Below are 14,913 nucleotides of genomic sequence, written 5' to 3'. Positions count from 1 at the left end.
CTATCGGTCCGATAGCTTTCAAAGGGTATTCAGAACAACTGTTGCCGACGCAGAGGCTCAGGCTGCTCGCGATCCGCCACCAGCGCCGCGCAGCTGTCATTGATGCTCGCCTTGATCCTGGCCGAGACCTGAGACAGGGTGAATTTCGGGATGCGCTCGTAATTGGCCACGGTGCGCAGTTCGATGCGCGGCAGGACGGGCAGCAGCGTGCTTTCGATGATCGGCGTGGTCTTGGGTATCAGCGAACGCTCGCTCAGGCCAATGCCAGCGCCAGCGTTGATGGCATTGAACACCGAGAAGTTGGAGTCCGAGGTGAAGGTCACCCGCGCTTCGATCCCCGCCATGCGCAACGCATTGACCGAAATCTCGCGACAGATGCAGCCCTCCGGAAAGTGCACCAGCGGCAGCGGCAGACCCGGTTGCATCAGCGACTGCTCGCCAATCCAGTGCAGTTCCTCAAAGCGAATGTGCTCGGCGTTGGCCACATGCTGGCCTTCAGGCGTGGCGATGATCACCAGGTCCAGATTGCCGTGCTCGACATCCGTCATCAGCAGCTGCGAGGTCTTGCAGGTCACGTTGAGGTGAATGGTCGGTTCAAGGGTATTCAGGGCGCGAATGATGTCGTGCAGGAAGAACAGCGAATAATCGTCAGGCAGACCCAAACGCAGTTCGTAGGAATTGATCTTGTCTTTAAGCCGGAACAGGTTGTCGTTCATGGTCAGGATTTTCTCGGCGGTCATCAGGACCTCTTCGCCGATGGGAGTGAGCCTGAAACCATGATCGCCACGCACGAACAACTGCAGGTCGAGCAACTCTTCCAGCTTTTTTATTTGCATGCTGATGGCCGGTGGCGTCTTGCACAGGGCAGCCGAGGAGCGGGTAATGCTTCGCGTCTCGCTGACCGATTTGAAGGTGCGCCAGAGGTTGGTATCAACATCGAAAATTCGAGACATGCAGTGCTTTTCCTGAAATGGCTGATTCCGGCGGTTGGAATCAGTCCACTACCCGCGTTCATGTGATGGCTATTGTGGTCGCGCCGGTCTGGGCCGAGCGTTTTGGCCATATGGTTCATCGCGTTCATGGTGGGCCGAATGCCCGTTGATGTGCAAGTGCTAGCAAGACCGGAGGAGCGGCATTTGGTCGTGTTCATGGCATTGGAGAGTGGCAGGGCGGGGGCAAGACGAGGGCAAGACGAGGGCAAGCGGCAGGCCGCAGAAGCACGGCCTGCCGCAACGCTTACAGGGCGTCGAAAAACTCCAAACGCGCCTGAATCATCAGAAACGCGGCGTGACGCACCACTTCGAACAGCGCCGGTTTTTCGATGACCAGCCGCGAAAGGATCGCCAGCATGGTGTCGGCATGGCCGTCGTCGCATTCGATGTGCAGGGTGAAGAATTTCAGTTGCTCCAGCGGCACACCTTGTTTGACGAAACCGCTGACGATGTCGCTGTACAGCGACGGCACGATGGCTTCCGCGCCCAGGCACAGGGCGGACAGGCCATAAACCCCTTCGGGCTGTTTGCAGAAATTCATCATGGTGTTGATCAGCCGTTGGGTCGCTGCCTGCGTCGGGTACGACTCCAGGTGCAGGTCGAAGCTGTTCAGCATGTCGCGATAGACCTGCGAGTGCGGCGGCTCGGTGACCTCGCCAAAGCCCATCTCCTCGAACAGGTTGTCGAAGAGGTCGAGCACGTCCTCGTTGGACTCCAGATTGACCATCAGCTGGCAGATGTAACGGGTGAAGAAATGGCTGTATTTACCCTGCTGCACCAGGAAACCCTTGAGGCGTTCCAGCGACACCCGGCCGTTGCGGCATCCGATGAGAAAGGGGTGGCGAGAGATCTGCTCGATCATCTGCTCTTTTAATTGCGCCAATTCCTGCAGGATGAAATCGCTGTCGTTCTGGTAGGCGTACTGGGTCGTGAAGCGTTGAGTCAGGGTGTTCATCAGGCGATCCCTCGCAGGGCGTCAGTGGGTGTGGCGTTGATGGAAAGGGTTCTGAAGCAGGCGCGCTCCAGCTTTTCTAGGCCCAGGGTCAGGGTGGCGGTGTCGATGGTCAGCGGTGGCATGAGTTTGAGGACTTCACCTTCGGGGCCGCAGGTTTCCACCAGCAGGCCCTGCTCAAGGCTGGCGGCGACGAGTTTCCCGGCCAGGCCCGGCTCGTTGAACCTGAGGCCCAGAAACATGCCGCGCCCTACCACGTGGGCAATGCCAGGGGATGTACGCGCGATGATCTGCTCAAGGCTGCTACGCATCAGCTCGGCATTCACGGCGATGGCATCCTGCAATCGTGTGTTCTGCCAGTAGTCCAGCGCTGCGCAGGCGGTGACGAAGGCCGGGTTGTTGCCGCGAAAGGTGCCGTTGTGTTCGCCCGGTTCCCAGCAGTCGTGTTCAGGCTTGATCAGCACCAGCGACATCGGCAGGCCGTAGCCGCTGATGGATTTCGACAGGCAAACGATGTCCGGGGAAATCCCGGCCGCCTCGAAACTGAAGAAGGTGCCGGTGCGCCCGCAACCTGCTTGGATGTCGTCGACGATCAGCAGCGCGCCGAGGTCCTTGCACAGTTGCTCGATGCGCTTGAGCCAGTGAGGCTGCGCGCAGTTCAGGCCGCCTTCGCCCTGCACTGTTTCCAGAATGATCGCCGCCGGTTTTTCATAGCCGCTGCCTGCCGTGTTGTAGAGGGCGGCGATGATCTCGGCGCTGTCGATGTCAGGGCCGAAAAAGCCGTCGTAGGGCAGGCGCACGATGTTCGACAGCTCCACCCCCGCCGCACTGCGTTTATCGGCGTTGGCGGTGGCGGCCAGCGCGCCGAGGGAAACGCCATGAAACCCGTGGGTGAAGGCCGCCACCGTCGAGCGCCCGGTCACTTTGCGCGCCAGTTTCAGCGCGGCTTCTACGGCGTTGGTGCCGGTGGGGCCGGTGAACTGCAGTTTGTAGTCCAGGCCACGGGGCTTGAGAATCACCTGCTCGAAGCGCTCGATGAAGCGCGACTTGGCGTCGCTGTGAAAATCCAGGGTCGTGGTCACGCCGTCCTGTTCGATGTACGCCAGCAAGTGTTTCTTCAGATAGGGGTTGTTGTGACCGTAATTGAGCGAGCCTGCACCGGCGAAAAAGTCGATGTAACGCAGGCCGTCGATGTCGGTGAGGGTGGCGCCGGATGCCGTGGCGAAGACCACGTCGCATTCCCTGCAATACGCGCGCACGTTGGATTCGAGTCGGTAGATCGAAGTGGGTGAGTTCATAGGGTCCGTCCTGCGCGGCATTAGCCGGCGTTGCGCATCATGATGTAGTTGCCCAGCCCGTTTTCCTGGCCATAAAAGATCGACAGCATGTCTTTGATGTCCAGGTGCAGCACCGTGCATTCGGAGGCTTCCTTGAGTTCGTCGCGAAAGCGGATATTCAGATCGCGAAAGCCCATGTGGGTCAGGGCCTTGATTGGCGTGGTGCGGGTGTCGACGAAACAGTTGGCCAGCACGTTGTAGTTTTTCTCTTTCAGGCAGTGATGCAGCGCCGCCTTGACCAGCGCAGCGAACACGCCGTGGGGGTAGGCGGCAAACTTCTGATCGCGATAACGCGCCGGCACCATCAGGCGTGCGCACTCCACGAGCGCGCCTTGGGCCGATTGGCGCAGCGCTGAAATGTCGATGAAGTTGTCCACCGGCAGGCCCTGCACGCCGTCGATGACCATGCGCATCACGCCGATGGGTTCTCCCTCGTTGCCGGTGGCCAGCAGGTACACCGAGGCGGCGTGATAGCGGTCGTTGCGCGGGTCGGTGCTCTGAGCATCGAGCCAGCCGAGTTCTTCTTGATAGACCTCTTCCCAGATAGCCCGGACCTTGGCCAGGTCGGCGTCGGTTGAGGCAATGCAGACCTGATTGGTGCGTCGGATCGGCACCGGGAAATCAAGCGGCAGAGTTGACGTTGTCATAGTGCAGACTCCAGAGATTATGTGTGTACGAGAGGGCAGCGATGGCGAGGATCATGGCGCTCGCGCTGATCAGGCCCACCGAGGTGGCGTCGCAGTATTCGAGCAGGGTGCCCAGGACGAACGAGCCCAGCGGATTGCCGCCCATGAAGAACAGCATCAGCAGCGCCAGCACCTGCGCCTTGTTGCGCGCGGGAGCGTTTTCCTGGATCAGGGTCTGGCCCATGCTCAGGGCAATCCCGCCCAGAAACCCCCAGCCGAACAGCAGCGCGAGCAGCAGCCAGCGGTTGAAAACGAAAGGCATTGCGGCCAGACACAGCGAGGCGATCAGGCAGGCGACGATCAACGTGCGTTGCTTGTTCTGCACGCCGCCGGACAGCACCAGCGTGGCGACCGAGGCGATCAGCCCGAGCATGAACACGATGTTCGCCGTCGCCAGCAGCGAAGCGTCGTAGCCCGCCAGTTGCGCCAGATGCAGTGGCATGACCACGAAGTACGAGCCGAGGAAGAACACCCCGATCAACCCGTTGATCAACAGCACCGCTAAGATCACCGGATGCGCCACCGAGAAGCGCCAGGCTTCGCGGGTTTCCTCAAGCAGCCCTGAATGCGCCTTGGCCGGCGTGGTGGTCGAGATGCGCGAGACGCTGAACGAGGCCGAGGCAAACAGCAGCGCCAGCAGCACGAACATCAGGCTGATGCCCAGCCACGACACCAGCCCGCCGAGGGCGTAGCCGATGACCTGGATGCCGAACTCGACGCCGATGTTGAGGGTGACGATCTTCTGCAACTGCCGCTGACCGAGCACATTCAGCCAGGCCTCCCGCGCCGGGGCGCAAAAAGCCGAAAGCACGCCGAACAGCAGGGAGTAGAGCAGGACCTTCGGATAGCTCAGCGAAGACTGCGCATCCCAGACCGCAAACAACAGGGCCGCCAGTGCCGCGAGCAGGTAAATACGCGTCAACCAGCGCCGCAGCGGCTTTCTGTCCGCGAGATAGCCGCCGTAAAGCACCAGCATCAGTACCGGCAGCATCAGGCACATCTGCGCCACGCCGAACTGAAACGGCGAGACGTGCAGCACGCTGATCAGCACCCAGGGCAAGAAAATGCTCTGGATGCCCACGCAGATGAACCACAGGCCGGACCCGGTGAGGAGCAGGCCGATGTCGCGGGTTTCAAGGGGAGGGGTTGGGGTGTTCAAGACACAGACCTCGGTGTGGCCCCCGCAGGCGAGGGCCGTGATGCATCAGGCGACGTTGAAGTGTTTCTGGTGTTCGTCGGGATTGGCCCACTGGCCGTCGAACTCGTAGATGCCGTTGTCGAAGGTCGAACCGTCGAACCAGTAGTACTTGGGCATCGCTGGCAGCGGCGTGCTGTAGGGCGCGCCTTCGAGATCGCAGAGCATCAGGGTCGAGCGGCAGAGGATCAGGTAGTGCGAGGCGGTCGGCGCGATGGACAGGATCGGCACGTTGCCGGTGTCCTGCATCCACCCGTAGATGTCCGGAATACTGGGGAAACGCGGCTGGTACGAGGCCTGAAGTTTCACCAGCTTGTCGACCAGCTCGGGCGTCATCTGCACGTCTTCGGGGATGCCGTAGAAGTCTTCCAGGGTTAGGCCGTCCTTCTCGAACTTGTAGATGTTGGCGCCCCAGCCGACAACCGAGGAGGCCAGCATGCCTTTGCACTTCTCCGATTTGCGGTAGGCGCGGTGCAGGGCGTAGCGCTCGCCGATGCTGTAGAAGTCCATCTGGTCGAGCACTAGGTCGCAGCCTTCGACAAAGGCGTCAGCGGTGTGCTTCTGAATGCCTTCGGGGTAAACCTCGATGGTCACGTCGCCGGCGAGCTTGTGCACTTCTTCGGCGACTACCAGCGCCTTGTTGCGCCCGACCGTGGCCAGCGACGCGCCAAACTGACGGTTGATGTTGCTGATCTCGAAGGAATCCGGGTCAGCGATCTTGATGTGCCGCACTCCAAGGCGCGCCAACCCCAAGGCCACTGCGCCGCCAATGCCCCCGGCGCCTGCCACGCCGACCACGGCGTTGGACAGCTTGGCCTGATTGGCCACCTGTTCGGGCAGGGTGTTACCCAGAAAACAGCCGCTGCGCGAGACGCGCTCCTGATACACCTTTTCGTTGAGTACCCCTTGCAGGGTGACGATGCGTGCTTTCTTCAGCATGGTGTTGCTCCTTTTTTTAATTGCGGCCGCCGCAGAAATTGCAGGTCAAAGCCAGTGGGGTATAAGAGCCATTAAGAAATAATTGAACTTCGCGATACAACTCAAAGCGCTTCTTTTCAAACAACATGGCGTGGGTGCCTTTATCAATCAGCACGGAGCGCTTACTGGGGGCGTTGGTTAAGTGGGCATATAACCAGTCAGTGTCATCGCGGGTGGTCAATACATGGTCGTAATCACCACGGGTAATTAATACCGGAACATTGATTTTTGCCGGGTCCCAATAGGTACCGTGCCAGGCGTCATAAATATCCTGGGCAAACCCACCCGGCACTTTAATGGTGCCTTGTTGCGTGCCGCGTTCCGATAAGGAGTCTTTGGGCCAGTGTTTAATGAAGTCATCTTCCAGCTGCACGTCGGTGCCTTGCGGGCGGTCGTCAGTGAGCATGGCCAGGCGCTTGTCCATGGGGATTTCGTAGTAGTTCAGCGCCGGCCGGTCGGCGTTGCCGAACAGGCCATTGATGATCGCCGGGTCAATGTTGTCGCGGCGCACGATGGGCGAGTTGAAGACCACCTTGTCCAGCTTTTCCGGGTGCGCCGTGGCGTAATAGCCCGCTGGAATGGCGCCTCGGGAGGTGGCGATGATCGTCAGCTTCTTCGCGCCGCTCTGCTTGAGGATGTAGTCGACTGCTGCGTCCAGCACCGGCACCAGACTCTTGGCGTTGCCCACCGGATCGCTCATGGCGTGGGCGTCGGCCTTGCGCATTTCGGGGTAGTCGTCGGAGCGGCCGTAGCCCGGTAGATCCACCACCCAGGCATCGCGCCCGGAGTTGGCGACATCCCGCGACCAGGAATAACCGTCAATGGCGTACCCGGCGGATAACTTCCCGGAAATGGTTGCGCCATGAACAAAGAGTACAACTTGCGATTCTTTGAGTGTCGTGCGTTGCGGGCCACTGGCGGCGTCATGCCAGAGTGCGATATTCAAGGTGCTGTCGGGTAACTTGAATGTTTCAAGTTTGGCGGAGTCAAGGGCGGTAGTTGCTGTTTGCGTGGCATTAACGTTTGCAGCGATTGCTGTCGTGCAGGCGATCGAAAGCAATAAAGCGGTTACGGTCCGTTTCATGAAAGTGCGTCCTGGGTGTTGGGTGCGGCAAGACTTTCATGATCAGAGTGGGCTGTCTTTTCACGATTTTTGAAACAGATTCAATTTTTTTGAATGGGGATTAAACCGGCCGACGATTAGTCTTGCGCTCAGGGAGGAAGCCATTCATGAATGCAAGCAAGCGTTTCAACGATCTGCACCGGCCCGGCAGTCCCCTGTTCGTCATGCCCAACGCATGGGACGAGGGCAGCGCGCGGATGATCGAGCAACTGGAATACCCGAGCCTGGGCACCACCAGCGCGGGCATCGCGTACGCGCACGGGTATCGCGATTCGTCCGTGACGATGGACAACCAGCTCAGGTTCGACGCCATAGACCGGATCGTGCGGGCCGTGCGCATCCCGGTGAGCGCGGACCTGGAAAACGGCCTGGCGAGAACGTCTGAAGGGGTGGAGAGCAATTTCCGGCAGATTTCCGACATGGGCTGTGGTGGGGCGTCCATCGAGGACATCGCCGATTACAGCCAGGCGCAAGGGCCGGTGTTCTTCAGCATCAAGCAGGCCAAGGAGCGAGTGGGCGCGGCCTGTGAAGCGGTGCGCACGCGCAACCCGAATTTCGTGATAACCGCACGCACCGATTACCTGCTCGGGCCCCACGGTTACTCATTGAGTGAAGTCATCGAGCGCCTGACCGCGTTCGAGGCTGCGGGGGCCGATTGCCTGTTTGCGCCCGGGCTGCGCAGCATGGATGATCTGCGGATGGTGCAGAGCCAGCTGAGCAAACCGATCAACGTGCTGCCATCCAAGCGCATGACCATCGATCGCCTGAGGGTGGCTGGGGTTCAACGGGTGAGCCTCGGCAGCACCCTGTTCCGCGCCGCCTACAAGCAGATCGCGATGGTGCTGGCGGAGCTGGATCAGGTCACCGGGATGGACTACATGCAACGCGCGCTGCCGCTGGATCGGCTGGACAAGATCATGCGTTGAGTCGAGGGGGGCGGATCGAGGCGTCCCATTTCGGCAGAAGCGCAGCCAAGCGTCCGGCTCGCCGGCGGTGGCGTTTTCTTAATTGCCGCCGCTGGCAAGCAGCGCTGCTACACAGAAGTGTTCGCGCGTTGATCAGGCAAACACGAAATATTTGCGAACCGTCTCAACCACTTCCCAGGTGCCTTTCATGCCCGGCTCGATGATGAACTTGTCGCCAGCCTTCAGGTGAATCGGCTCTTTACCTTCCGGGGTGATGATGCAGTAGCCTTCCTGGAAGTCGCAGTATTCCCACTTCGTGTACTCGACGTACCACTTGCCTGGCGTGCAGATCCAGGTGCCCATGATCTTCTCGCCGTCGGCGCTGGTGTAGGCGTTGAGGTTGACGGTGTGGGGGTCGCCGCCGATGCGCTCCCATTTGCAGGCGTCAACGACGGGCAGTGGCGTGGTGTCGCGAAGAAGGACGATCGAGTTGCTCATGACAGCTCCAGAAAAGGTGGCGAAAGTTGCGCTCGCCCACCTTAGGCGGCCTGCAGGTGCGTCAGTTGTCTGTGCTCGACATCGGGGTGCCTGGAAACGCAGTTTTGCGACGCAAATGCCGCACCAGCGCCTTGGCGTATTCCGGCAGCGCGTCGAAGTCCGGCGCGCACAACAGGAGCTGCCGATCCGCCCAGCGGTCACTCAACGGCACGCTTTTCAAACGCGTGGCCTCTTGAAAACGTTCGACCGCCGCTTGCGGCACGATCCCCAGCCCCGCGCCACGCAGCACCATGCGCAATACGCCGTCGAAGCTTTCTGCACGCACGCGGGTCTTGATGCGGCGGCCCAAGTGCAACGCCTGTTCCTCGAGGTGAATCGCCATGGCGCTGTTGACCCCCAGCCCGACGAACTCGTACCCCAGCGCCTGACTGAAACGCAGGCTGCCGTGGCTGGAATCGACCTGTTCGGCGAGGGGATGATCAAGGGGCATGATCAGCGTCAGCGGGTCGGCGCAGAAGGGCAGGGTTTCAAGGTCGCTGGCGTCGACGGCGTTGGAGATGATGCCGATGTCCGCCGTGCCATGACGCACGGCGTGAAGGATGCGCAGGCTGGGGTGTTCCTCCAGGCTGATGTCGATGTTGGGGTGATTGGCGAGAAACTCGGCGAGTGTTTCGGGCAGGTATTCGCTCAGCGCCGAGGTGTTGCACAGCAGGCGGATCTGGCCTTTGAAACCCTGAGCGTAATCGGTGAGGTCGGCGTGCAGACGCTCGACCTGTTGCAGGATCAACCGCGCATGTTGCGCCAATGCCTTGCCCGCTGCGGTGGGCGTGACCCCGCGACGACCCCGTTCCAGCAGCGTGATACCCAACGACGACTCCAGCCCGCGGATCCGCGCGCTCGCCGATGGCAGAGACAGATGACTGTGCGCGGCGCCTGCGGTGATGTTTCCGGCTTCGGTGACGTTGAGGAAGAGTTTGAGGTCGATCAGGTCGAAGTGCATGTTTTCCGCTCTGTGCGATTGCCGAGGGTTCCGGCCGTACGCTGTCCCCCCTGTGGGAGCGAATTCATTCGCGACGGGCCAGTGCAGACGGCACATTGCTATCGCCTGTGAAATCTTTCGCGAATGGATTCGCTCCCACAGGGGATTGTCGCCCACCGTAATACCGAATATTTCGGCAGGTTCTGTTTAAAACGAAGGCTGGCTCAATATATCGCAGATTTAAAACCCTGCAGGACAGGCCCACCATACCCCCATGACGACTTTCTTTTCGCTGTACCAAAACCTTGGCTGGAGCCTGACTGTATTGGTCCTGCTGGCCTTCCTGCTTGCCGGAACGGTCAAGGGCGTGATCGGCATGGGTCTGCCCACTGTCGCAATGGGTTTGCTGGGCGTGGCTATGTTGCCGACGCAGGCTGCGGCCCTTTTGCTGATCCCATCGACTTTCACCAACCTCTGGCAACTGGCCGCAGGCGGGCACTTGCGCAGCTCGCTCAGACGCTTGTGGCCGCTGTTGGTGATGATCGTTGTCGGCACCGGCCTGGGGTCGTACCTGATGGGCATGGGCAGCGCCCACGACATGGGCCGGGCGCTGGGCGGGGCGTTATTCATCTATGCGATGTGCGGGTTGTGTCTGCCGACCCTCAAGGTGCCGCCCCGCGCCGAGTCCTGGCTGGAGCTGTGTGCGGCCTGATCACAGGGTTGATCACCTCGGCAACCGGGGTCTTCGTGATTCCGGCCGTACCCTATCTTCACGGGCTGGGCCTGGATCGCAATCAGCTGGTGCAGGCGCTGGGGCTGTCGTTCACCGTGTCGACCCTTGCCTTGGGCGCCGGACTGTTCTGGAACGACGCACTGGGCAGCGCCGAGATGAGCGCTTCATTGCTGGCTGTGATCCCGGCGCTGCTGGGCATGATGCTTGGCCAGTGGCTGCGTCAACGCATCAGCGCCACGACCTTCAAGCGCGTGTTCTTCATCGGCATGGCGCTGCTCGGCCTGCACTTGTTGATCGCCGGATGATTCAGCGAACGGCTGACGACGGGCTGATCATGTCCACGCGCCGGATATCGAAATCCCGAACCAGATAATCCATGCGCTGCTCGAAAAAACTTGCCATGTGCGGCAGCGCAGAGTGCACGTCCAGATGCGCCTTCGATTGCCAGATTTCGTAGAAGATGAACAGCGTCGGGTCCTGCTGGTCGCGCAGCATGTGGTACTCGATGCAGCCATCTTCGCTGCGGCTGGCGGCAACATAGCCGCTGAACAGCGCTTCGAACTCCGCGGCTTTTTCCGGCTTGGTCTGGGCGTGAAGGATGAAACCGTGCAGCTCGCTCATGGCGACCTCCTTTAATGAAAGAGTCCGAATTCTAAGTCAACAATTCCTCGCTTATTTGTGATTTTAAAGCAAAGGTTTTTTGCCTGCGCGCCGCTTTTTCAGCGCCCGACCAGTCGTTATCCTGCCGTCCATTCCAGTCCTGACCCTTCCCATTATCAACGCTCAAACCGCGCCGCTTCGATTTGCCTGGCGCCTGAGCGACGACGAGGCTTTGCATGAAAAAGATCCTGTTCCTCAACGGCGGCAAGCAATTCGCTCACTCGGATGGCCGCTACAACGCCACACTGCACGACGCTGCGCTGGCCTTCATGGACCGCGCCGGTTTCGATGTGAAGCAGACCTTCATCGACGGCGGCTATGACGTGGCCGAAGAAGTGCAGAAGTTTCTCTGGGCAGACGTCATCGTCTGGCAGATGCCGGGTTGGTGGATGGGCGCGCCGTGGACCGTCAAGAAGTACATTGACGAAGTGTTCACCGAAGGCCACGGCAGCCTGTACGCCAACGATGGTCGCACCCGCTCCGACGCTTCGCAGAAATACGGCAGCGGCGGGCTGTTGCAGGGCAAGCAGTACATGATTTCCGCCACCTGGAATGCGCCGCAGCAAGCCTTCGAAGACCCGACCGACTTCTTCGAAGCCAAGGGCGTGGACGCGGTGTATTTCCCGTTCCACAAGGCCAATCAGTTCCTCGGCATGACCGGCCTGCCGACGTTTTTGGCCGTGGACGTGATGAAAGTGCCGAACATCGAAGCCGACGTGAAACGCTACGAGGCGCACCTGGCGTCGGTGTTCGGCATTTGAATGGCGGCTGTCCTTTGCTCGAAACAGGGCTAATATCCAGGCTGTTTTGAGCGGAGGACAACAGTGAAAGCCCGATCCGATGAATTGCAGGTGTTCGTCTGTGTGATTGAAAACGGCTCGATTTCGGCCGCCGCCGAACAGATGGGGCAGACCCCCTCGGCCATCAGCCGCACCCTGTCGCGGCTTGAGGCCAAGCTCGACACCACCCTGATCAACCGCACCACGCGGCGCATGGACCTGACCGAGGAAGGCAAGTTTTTCCTCGAACGCGCCAGGCAAATCCTGAGGCAGATGGAAGAGCTGGAGGAGCGCATGTCGCTGCGCCAGCAGACGCCGTCCGGTCGTTTGCGGATCAACGCCGCCTCGCCGTTCATGCTGCATTCCATCGTGCCCTATGTGGCCGAATTCCGCGCCTTGTACCCTGATATCCAGCTGGAATTGAACAGCAACGATCTGATCATCGACCTGCTGGAACAGAGCACCGACGTGGCCATCCGCATCGGCGCGCTGGCGGATTCGACGCTGCACGCACGCGCCCTCGGCACCAGCCCGCTGAACATCCTCGCCAGCCCCGAATACCTGAAAAAATACGGCACGCCGAAGACTGTCGACGGGCTGAGCGGGCATTCGCTGCTGGGCTTCACACAGACCGAAACCCTGAACCACTGGCCCCTGCGACATGCCGATGGCGACCGGCTGTTCATTCACCCGACGGTGTCGGCGTCCAGCGGCGAGACCCTGCGTCAGCTGGCGTTGGCGGGGGAGGGGATTGTCTGCCTGTCGCACTTCATGACCCATGAAGACATTCGCTTGGGTCGCCTGAAAGTCATCCTCTCCGATGCCAACAGCGGCTATCGTCAGCCGATTCACGCGGTGTACTACCGCAACTCGCAGCTGGCGCTGAGGATTCAGTGTTTCCTGAATTTCATACAGCAGAAGCTGGCCAATTACGCTACGTGACTGACGTGCAATCTGGCTGACGGAACACCCATCTCTGTGGGAGCCAATTCATTCGCGAGACGGGCTGACAGGCGATAAATCTCTATCGACGGTAAGGGCCTCACGCGAATGAATTCGCTCCCACAGGTCGATCATCCGCGTCAGAGAGATTTGATTCAGCCCGCGCCGACCTTGCTGAACTCCGCGCGCAACATCTCTACAAACGCCTCCCGCGCCGGGTGGTGTTCGGCGTTTTCGTGCCAGTAGAACAGGTTGTCGACAGACGTCAGCTCCGGGAATTCATACCCCACCCAGCCCGAGCCTTTGTGGTACTGCTCGAACACGCCCTTGGGCACCAGCGCCACGCCCGCCCCGGCACTGACGCAACCGACAATCGTGCCGTAGCTGGCGATGCTGATGATCGGCTGGGTCCGGCCGGCGTTCAGCAGCCAGCGCTCCAGCGCCGCGCGATAGGGGCAGCCCTCGGGCCACATGAAAATCGACTTGCCCTGCAAATCCGCCGCGCTGCGAATCGGCCCCAGGGACTGCGCCGCGATGAGCACCAGATCCTCGCGATACATCGAGGTGCGTTTGAGCCGTGGGCGCTTGACGTCGATGGCCACGATCGCGCCGTCGAGCTTGTGATTGAGCGTCGCATCCAGCAGTTGCGGGCCGGTGCCGGTGGTCAATTCCAGCGAGACGTCGGGGTAGCGCGCATGAAACCGCGCGAGCAATCGAGGCAGGCGCGAGGTGGCCGAGGACTCGATGGCGCCGATGCGCAAAGGCCCGGACGGCGTGGCATCCGGATGCACCGCGCGTTTGGCTTCATCGGCGAGGCTGAGCAGGCGCGCCGCATAGGCGAGGAAGATTTCCCCCGCCGGGCTGATCTTCAGGCCGCGACCATGACGGAAGAAAAGATCGGCGCTCAACTCGGCTTCCAGTGCCTTGATCCGCGCCGTGATATTCGACGGCACGCAATGCAGCACCTCGGCGGCGCGGGCGATGCTGCCGGTGTCGGCAACGGTCTTGAACATGTGAATCTGGGCCAGTTCCATACGTCACCAAAAGTGAATGGTTGAGTCATTATTGTTCGGTTGTGGTGAGCATAAGTTGTTTTGATACTCGCTGTCATCGAGCAGGCGTCGGGCCTGCGGACAGGAGTGGCAATGATGAGCGTGGCAAACGAACCGGCAGCGTTGATGGAGGAAACGGCCACGCCAGGGCCGCGCTGGCAGGGTGTGAAGGTGGCGTTGGCGACCTTATTCGTGATCGCCTGCTGGGGCTACTCGCCCGCCGGCATTCGTATCGGCCTGCAGGGTTACGACCCCGGTCACCTGGCCTTGCTGCGCTTCATCATCGCGTCGGTGTTCATGGCGCTCATCGCCTCGTCGATGCGCATCGCCCTGCCGCGTCTGCGCGACCTGCCGTTGCTGGCGGTGCTGGGGTTCTTTGCTGTCAGCCTGCACCACATCGCCCTCAATTTCGGCCAGCCCGGCGTTACCGCGGGCGCGTCGAGTGTGCTGATTCAGTCGATGCCTCTGTTTACCGCGCTGCTCGCCCATTTCGTGTTCAAGGAGCGCGTCAGTGGCTGGCGCTGGACCTGCGTGGCCTGGGGGCTGATCGGTGTGCTGATCGTGATCATGGGCGACCGCGATCTGGGCCACGTCGATGCGCGAGGCCTGCTGGTGCTGCTCGCGGCGTTTTCCTGGAGCGTGTATTTCTCCCTGCAAAAACGCTACAGCCACCGCTACGACGGGCTGACCATGGTCTGCTACACCGTGTGGGCCGGAACGTTTTTCCTGTTGATCTACTTGCCTGGGCTGATGGGTGAAATCCTCAACGCGCCGCTGCGGGTCAATGTCGCGGTGGGTGTGCTGGGCTTCTTCCCGAGTGCGCTGGCGTATCTGGCCTGGGCCTACGTGCTCAAGCACATGGATGTCAGTCGCGCGTCCATGAGCCTGTACCTGACCCCGCCGATGGCCATTGCCATCGCCTGCGTGTTGCTCGGCGAGATGCCGTCGCCAATTGTGATGGTCGGCGCAGTGGTGGTGTTGAGCAGTGTGTTGGCGTTGAATCTGCGGCGTGAACGGGTGGGGGTCAAAGACCTGTAGGAGCGCGCTTGCCCGCGATTGCGGTGTGCTATCCAACATCAATGCGTCTGCATGGACGCAATCG

At 60.7% G+C, this 14,913-nt stretch carries 16 protein-coding genes and 1 pseudogene; 5 read left to right on the top strand and 12 right to left on the bottom strand.

Features of this window, described 5'->3' with window-relative positions; genetic code table 11:
• Positions 1–29 precede the first annotated feature (29 nt).
• The 7 genes from AC07V9_RS28725 to AC07V9_RS28695 form a co-directional block, all read right to left on the bottom strand.
• Positions 30–953, bottom strand: coding sequence for a LysR family transcriptional regulator (locus AC07V9_RS28725; RefSeq protein ID WP_495019000.1), 924 nt, complete (start codon positions 951–953; stop codon positions 30–32).
• A 283-nt stretch (positions 954–1,236) separates the two neighbouring features.
• A complete protein-coding gene (locus tag AC07V9_RS28720) occupies positions 1,237–1,947 on the bottom strand; it encodes an iron-containing redox enzyme family protein (RefSeq protein WP_495018999.1) in 711 nt (236 codons plus the stop codon).
• Positions 1,947–3,242 (bottom strand): diaminobutyrate--2-oxoglutarate transaminase, encoded by a 1,296-nt coding sequence (ectB, locus tag AC07V9_RS28715; RefSeq protein WP_495018998.1) that lies wholly within the window; start codon positions 3,240–3,242, stop codon positions 1,947–1,949. Before ectB ends, AC07V9_RS28720 begins: the two co-directional genes overlap by 1 nt.
• 20 nt (positions 3,243–3,262) lie before the next feature.
• Positions 3,263–3,928, bottom strand: coding sequence for a GNAT family N-acyltransferase (locus tag AC07V9_RS28710; RefSeq protein WP_495018997.1), 666 nt, complete (start codon positions 3,926–3,928; stop codon positions 3,263–3,265).
• Positions 3,903–5,126 carry an MFS transporter gene (locus AC07V9_RS28705; RefSeq protein ID WP_495018996.1) on the bottom strand — a complete coding sequence of 408 codons (1,224 nt, stop codon included), beginning with the start codon at positions 5,124–5,126 and terminating at the stop codon, positions 3,903–3,905. The genes AC07V9_RS28710 and AC07V9_RS28705 overlap by 26 nt, the downstream gene beginning before the upstream one ends.
• Positions 5,127–5,171: 45 nt before the next feature.
• Entirely contained in the window at positions 5,172–6,101 is a 930-nt protein-coding gene (locus AC07V9_RS28700; RefSeq protein ID WP_495018995.1) for a ThiF family adenylyltransferase, read from the bottom strand.
• A gap of 16 nt (positions 6,102–6,117) precedes the next feature.
• Positions 6,118–7,224 (bottom strand): alpha/beta hydrolase, encoded by a 1,107-nt coding sequence (locus AC07V9_RS28695; protein ID WP_495018994.1) that lies wholly within the window; start codon positions 7,222–7,224, stop codon positions 6,118–6,120.
• A gap of 146 nt (positions 7,225–7,370) precedes the next feature.
• Between AC07V9_RS28695 and AC07V9_RS28690 the strand changes: the two genes are divergently transcribed.
• Positions 7,371–8,189: an isocitrate lyase/PEP mutase family protein gene (locus AC07V9_RS28690; protein WP_495018993.1), complete on the top strand. Its 819-nt coding sequence runs from the start codon at positions 7,371–7,373 to the stop codon at positions 8,187–8,189.
• Positions 8,190–8,321: 132 nt separating this feature from the next.
• Here AC07V9_RS28690 and AC07V9_RS28685 read toward each other — a convergent pair whose 3' ends face one another.
• Entirely contained in the window at positions 8,322–8,666 is a 345-nt protein-coding gene (locus AC07V9_RS28685; RefSeq protein ID WP_495018992.1) for a cupin domain-containing protein, read from the bottom strand.
• 61 nt (positions 8,667–8,727) lie between these two features.
• The gene (locus tag AC07V9_RS28680) at positions 8,728–9,666 is read right to left on the bottom strand and encodes a LysR family transcriptional regulator (protein ID WP_495018991.1); all 939 of its coding nucleotides are present in this window, start codon (positions 9,664–9,666) and stop codon (positions 8,728–8,730) included.
• A 253-nt stretch (positions 9,667–9,919) separates the two neighbouring features.
• Between AC07V9_RS28680 and AC07V9_RS28675 the strand changes: the two are divergent.
• Positions 9,920–10,683: pseudogene (locus AC07V9_RS28675) on the top strand (sulfite exporter TauE/SafE family protein).
• A 1-nt stretch (position 10,684) separates the two neighbouring features.
• On the opposite strand, the gene AC07V9_RS28670 reads toward AC07V9_RS28675, so the two are convergent.
• Complete coding sequence (locus AC07V9_RS28670) at positions 10,685–10,999, bottom strand: putative quinol monooxygenase (RefSeq protein ID WP_495018990.1); 315 nt, start codon at positions 10,997–10,999, stop codon at positions 10,685–10,687.
• A 31-nt stretch (positions 11,000–11,030) separates the two neighbouring features.
• Positions 11,031–11,216: a hypothetical protein gene (locus tag AC07V9_RS28665; protein WP_495018989.1), complete on the bottom strand. Its 186-nt coding sequence runs from the start codon at positions 11,214–11,216 to the stop codon at positions 11,031–11,033.
• Between AC07V9_RS28665 and mdaB the strand changes: the two genes are divergently transcribed.
• Together mdaB and AC07V9_RS28655 are read left to right on the top strand one after the other, a co-directional pair.
• Entirely contained in the window at positions 11,215–11,799 is a 585-nt protein-coding gene (mdaB, locus tag AC07V9_RS28660; protein WP_495018988.1) for an NADPH:quinone oxidoreductase MdaB, read from the top strand. The genes AC07V9_RS28665 and mdaB overlap by 2 nt on opposite strands.
• A 63-nt stretch (positions 11,800–11,862) precedes the next feature.
• Positions 11,863–12,759, top strand: a complete 897-nt coding sequence (locus AC07V9_RS28655; protein ID WP_495018987.1) for a LysR substrate-binding domain-containing protein — start codon at positions 11,863–11,865, stop codon at positions 12,757–12,759.
• Positions 12,760–12,914: 155 nt separating this feature from the next.
• On the opposite strand, the gene AC07V9_RS28650 is transcribed toward AC07V9_RS28655, so the two are convergent.
• The gene (locus tag AC07V9_RS28650; RefSeq protein ID WP_495018986.1) at positions 12,915–13,793 is read right to left on the bottom strand and encodes a LysR family transcriptional regulator; all 879 of its coding nucleotides are present in this window, start codon (positions 13,791–13,793) and stop codon (positions 12,915–12,917) included.
• A gap of 144 nt (positions 13,794–13,937) precedes the next feature.
• Between AC07V9_RS28650 and AC07V9_RS28645 the strand changes: the two genes are divergently transcribed.
• Entirely contained in the window at positions 13,938–14,849 is a 912-nt protein-coding gene (locus tag AC07V9_RS28645; protein WP_495019012.1) for a DMT family transporter, read from the top strand.
• Positions 14,850–14,913 lie beyond the last annotated feature (64 nt).

The organism is Pseudomonas sp. GW821-FHT02A11 (genome assembly GCF_059421985.1).
The sequence above is the reverse complement of the archived record's forward strand: the minus strand, read 5'-3'. Positions and strand labels throughout refer to the sequence as shown.

Bases quoted from the DNA above. Each gene is read 5' to 3' on its own strand.
- AC07V9_RS28725 (WP_495019000.1), bottom strand. From the start codon at position 953: ATGTCTCGAATTTTCGATGTTGATACCAACCTCTGGCGCACCTTCAAA.
- AC07V9_RS28720 (WP_495018999.1), bottom strand. From the start codon at position 1,947: ATGAACACCCTGACTCAACGCTTCACGACCCAGTACGCCTACCAGAAC.
- ectB (WP_495018998.1), bottom strand. From the start codon at position 3,242: ATGAACTCACCCACTTCGATCTACCGACTCGAATCCAACGTGCGCGCG.
- AC07V9_RS28710 (WP_495018997.1), bottom strand. From the start codon at position 3,928: ATGACAACGTCAACTCTGCCGCTTGATTTCCCGGTGCCGATCCGACGC.
- AC07V9_RS28700 (WP_495018995.1), bottom strand. From the start codon at position 6,101: ATGCTGAAGAAAGCACGCATCGTCACCCTGCAAGGGGTACTCAACGAA.
- AC07V9_RS28695 (WP_495018994.1), bottom strand. From the start codon at position 7,224: ATGAAACGGACCGTAACCGCTTTATTGCTTTCGATCGCCTGCACGACA.
- AC07V9_RS28690 (WP_495018993.1), top strand. From the start codon at position 7,371: ATGAATGCAAGCAAGCGTTTCAACGATCTGCACCGGCCCGGCAGTCCC.
- AC07V9_RS28685 (WP_495018992.1), bottom strand. From the start codon at position 8,666: ATGAGCAACTCGATCGTCCTTCTTCGCGACACCACGCCACTGCCCGTC.
- AC07V9_RS28680 (WP_495018991.1), bottom strand. From the start codon at position 9,666: ATGCACTTCGACCTGATCGACCTCAAACTCTTCCTCAACGTCACCGAA.
- AC07V9_RS28670 (WP_495018990.1), bottom strand. From the start codon at position 10,999: ATGAGCGAGCTGCACGGTTTCATCCTTCACGCCCAGACCAAGCCGGAA.
- mdaB (WP_495018988.1), top strand. From the start codon at position 11,215: ATGAAAAAGATCCTGTTCCTCAACGGCGGCAAGCAATTCGCTCACTCG.
- AC07V9_RS28665 (WP_495018989.1), bottom strand. From the start codon at position 11,216: ATGCAAAGCCTCGTCGTCGCTCAGGCGCCAGGCAAATCGAAGCGGCGC.
- AC07V9_RS28650 (WP_495018986.1), bottom strand. From the start codon at position 13,793: ATGGAACTGGCCCAGATTCACATGTTCAAGACCGTTGCCGACACCGGC.
- AC07V9_RS28645 (WP_495019012.1), top strand. From the start codon at position 13,938: ATGGAGGAAACGGCCACGCCAGGGCCGCGCTGGCAGGGTGTGAAGGTG.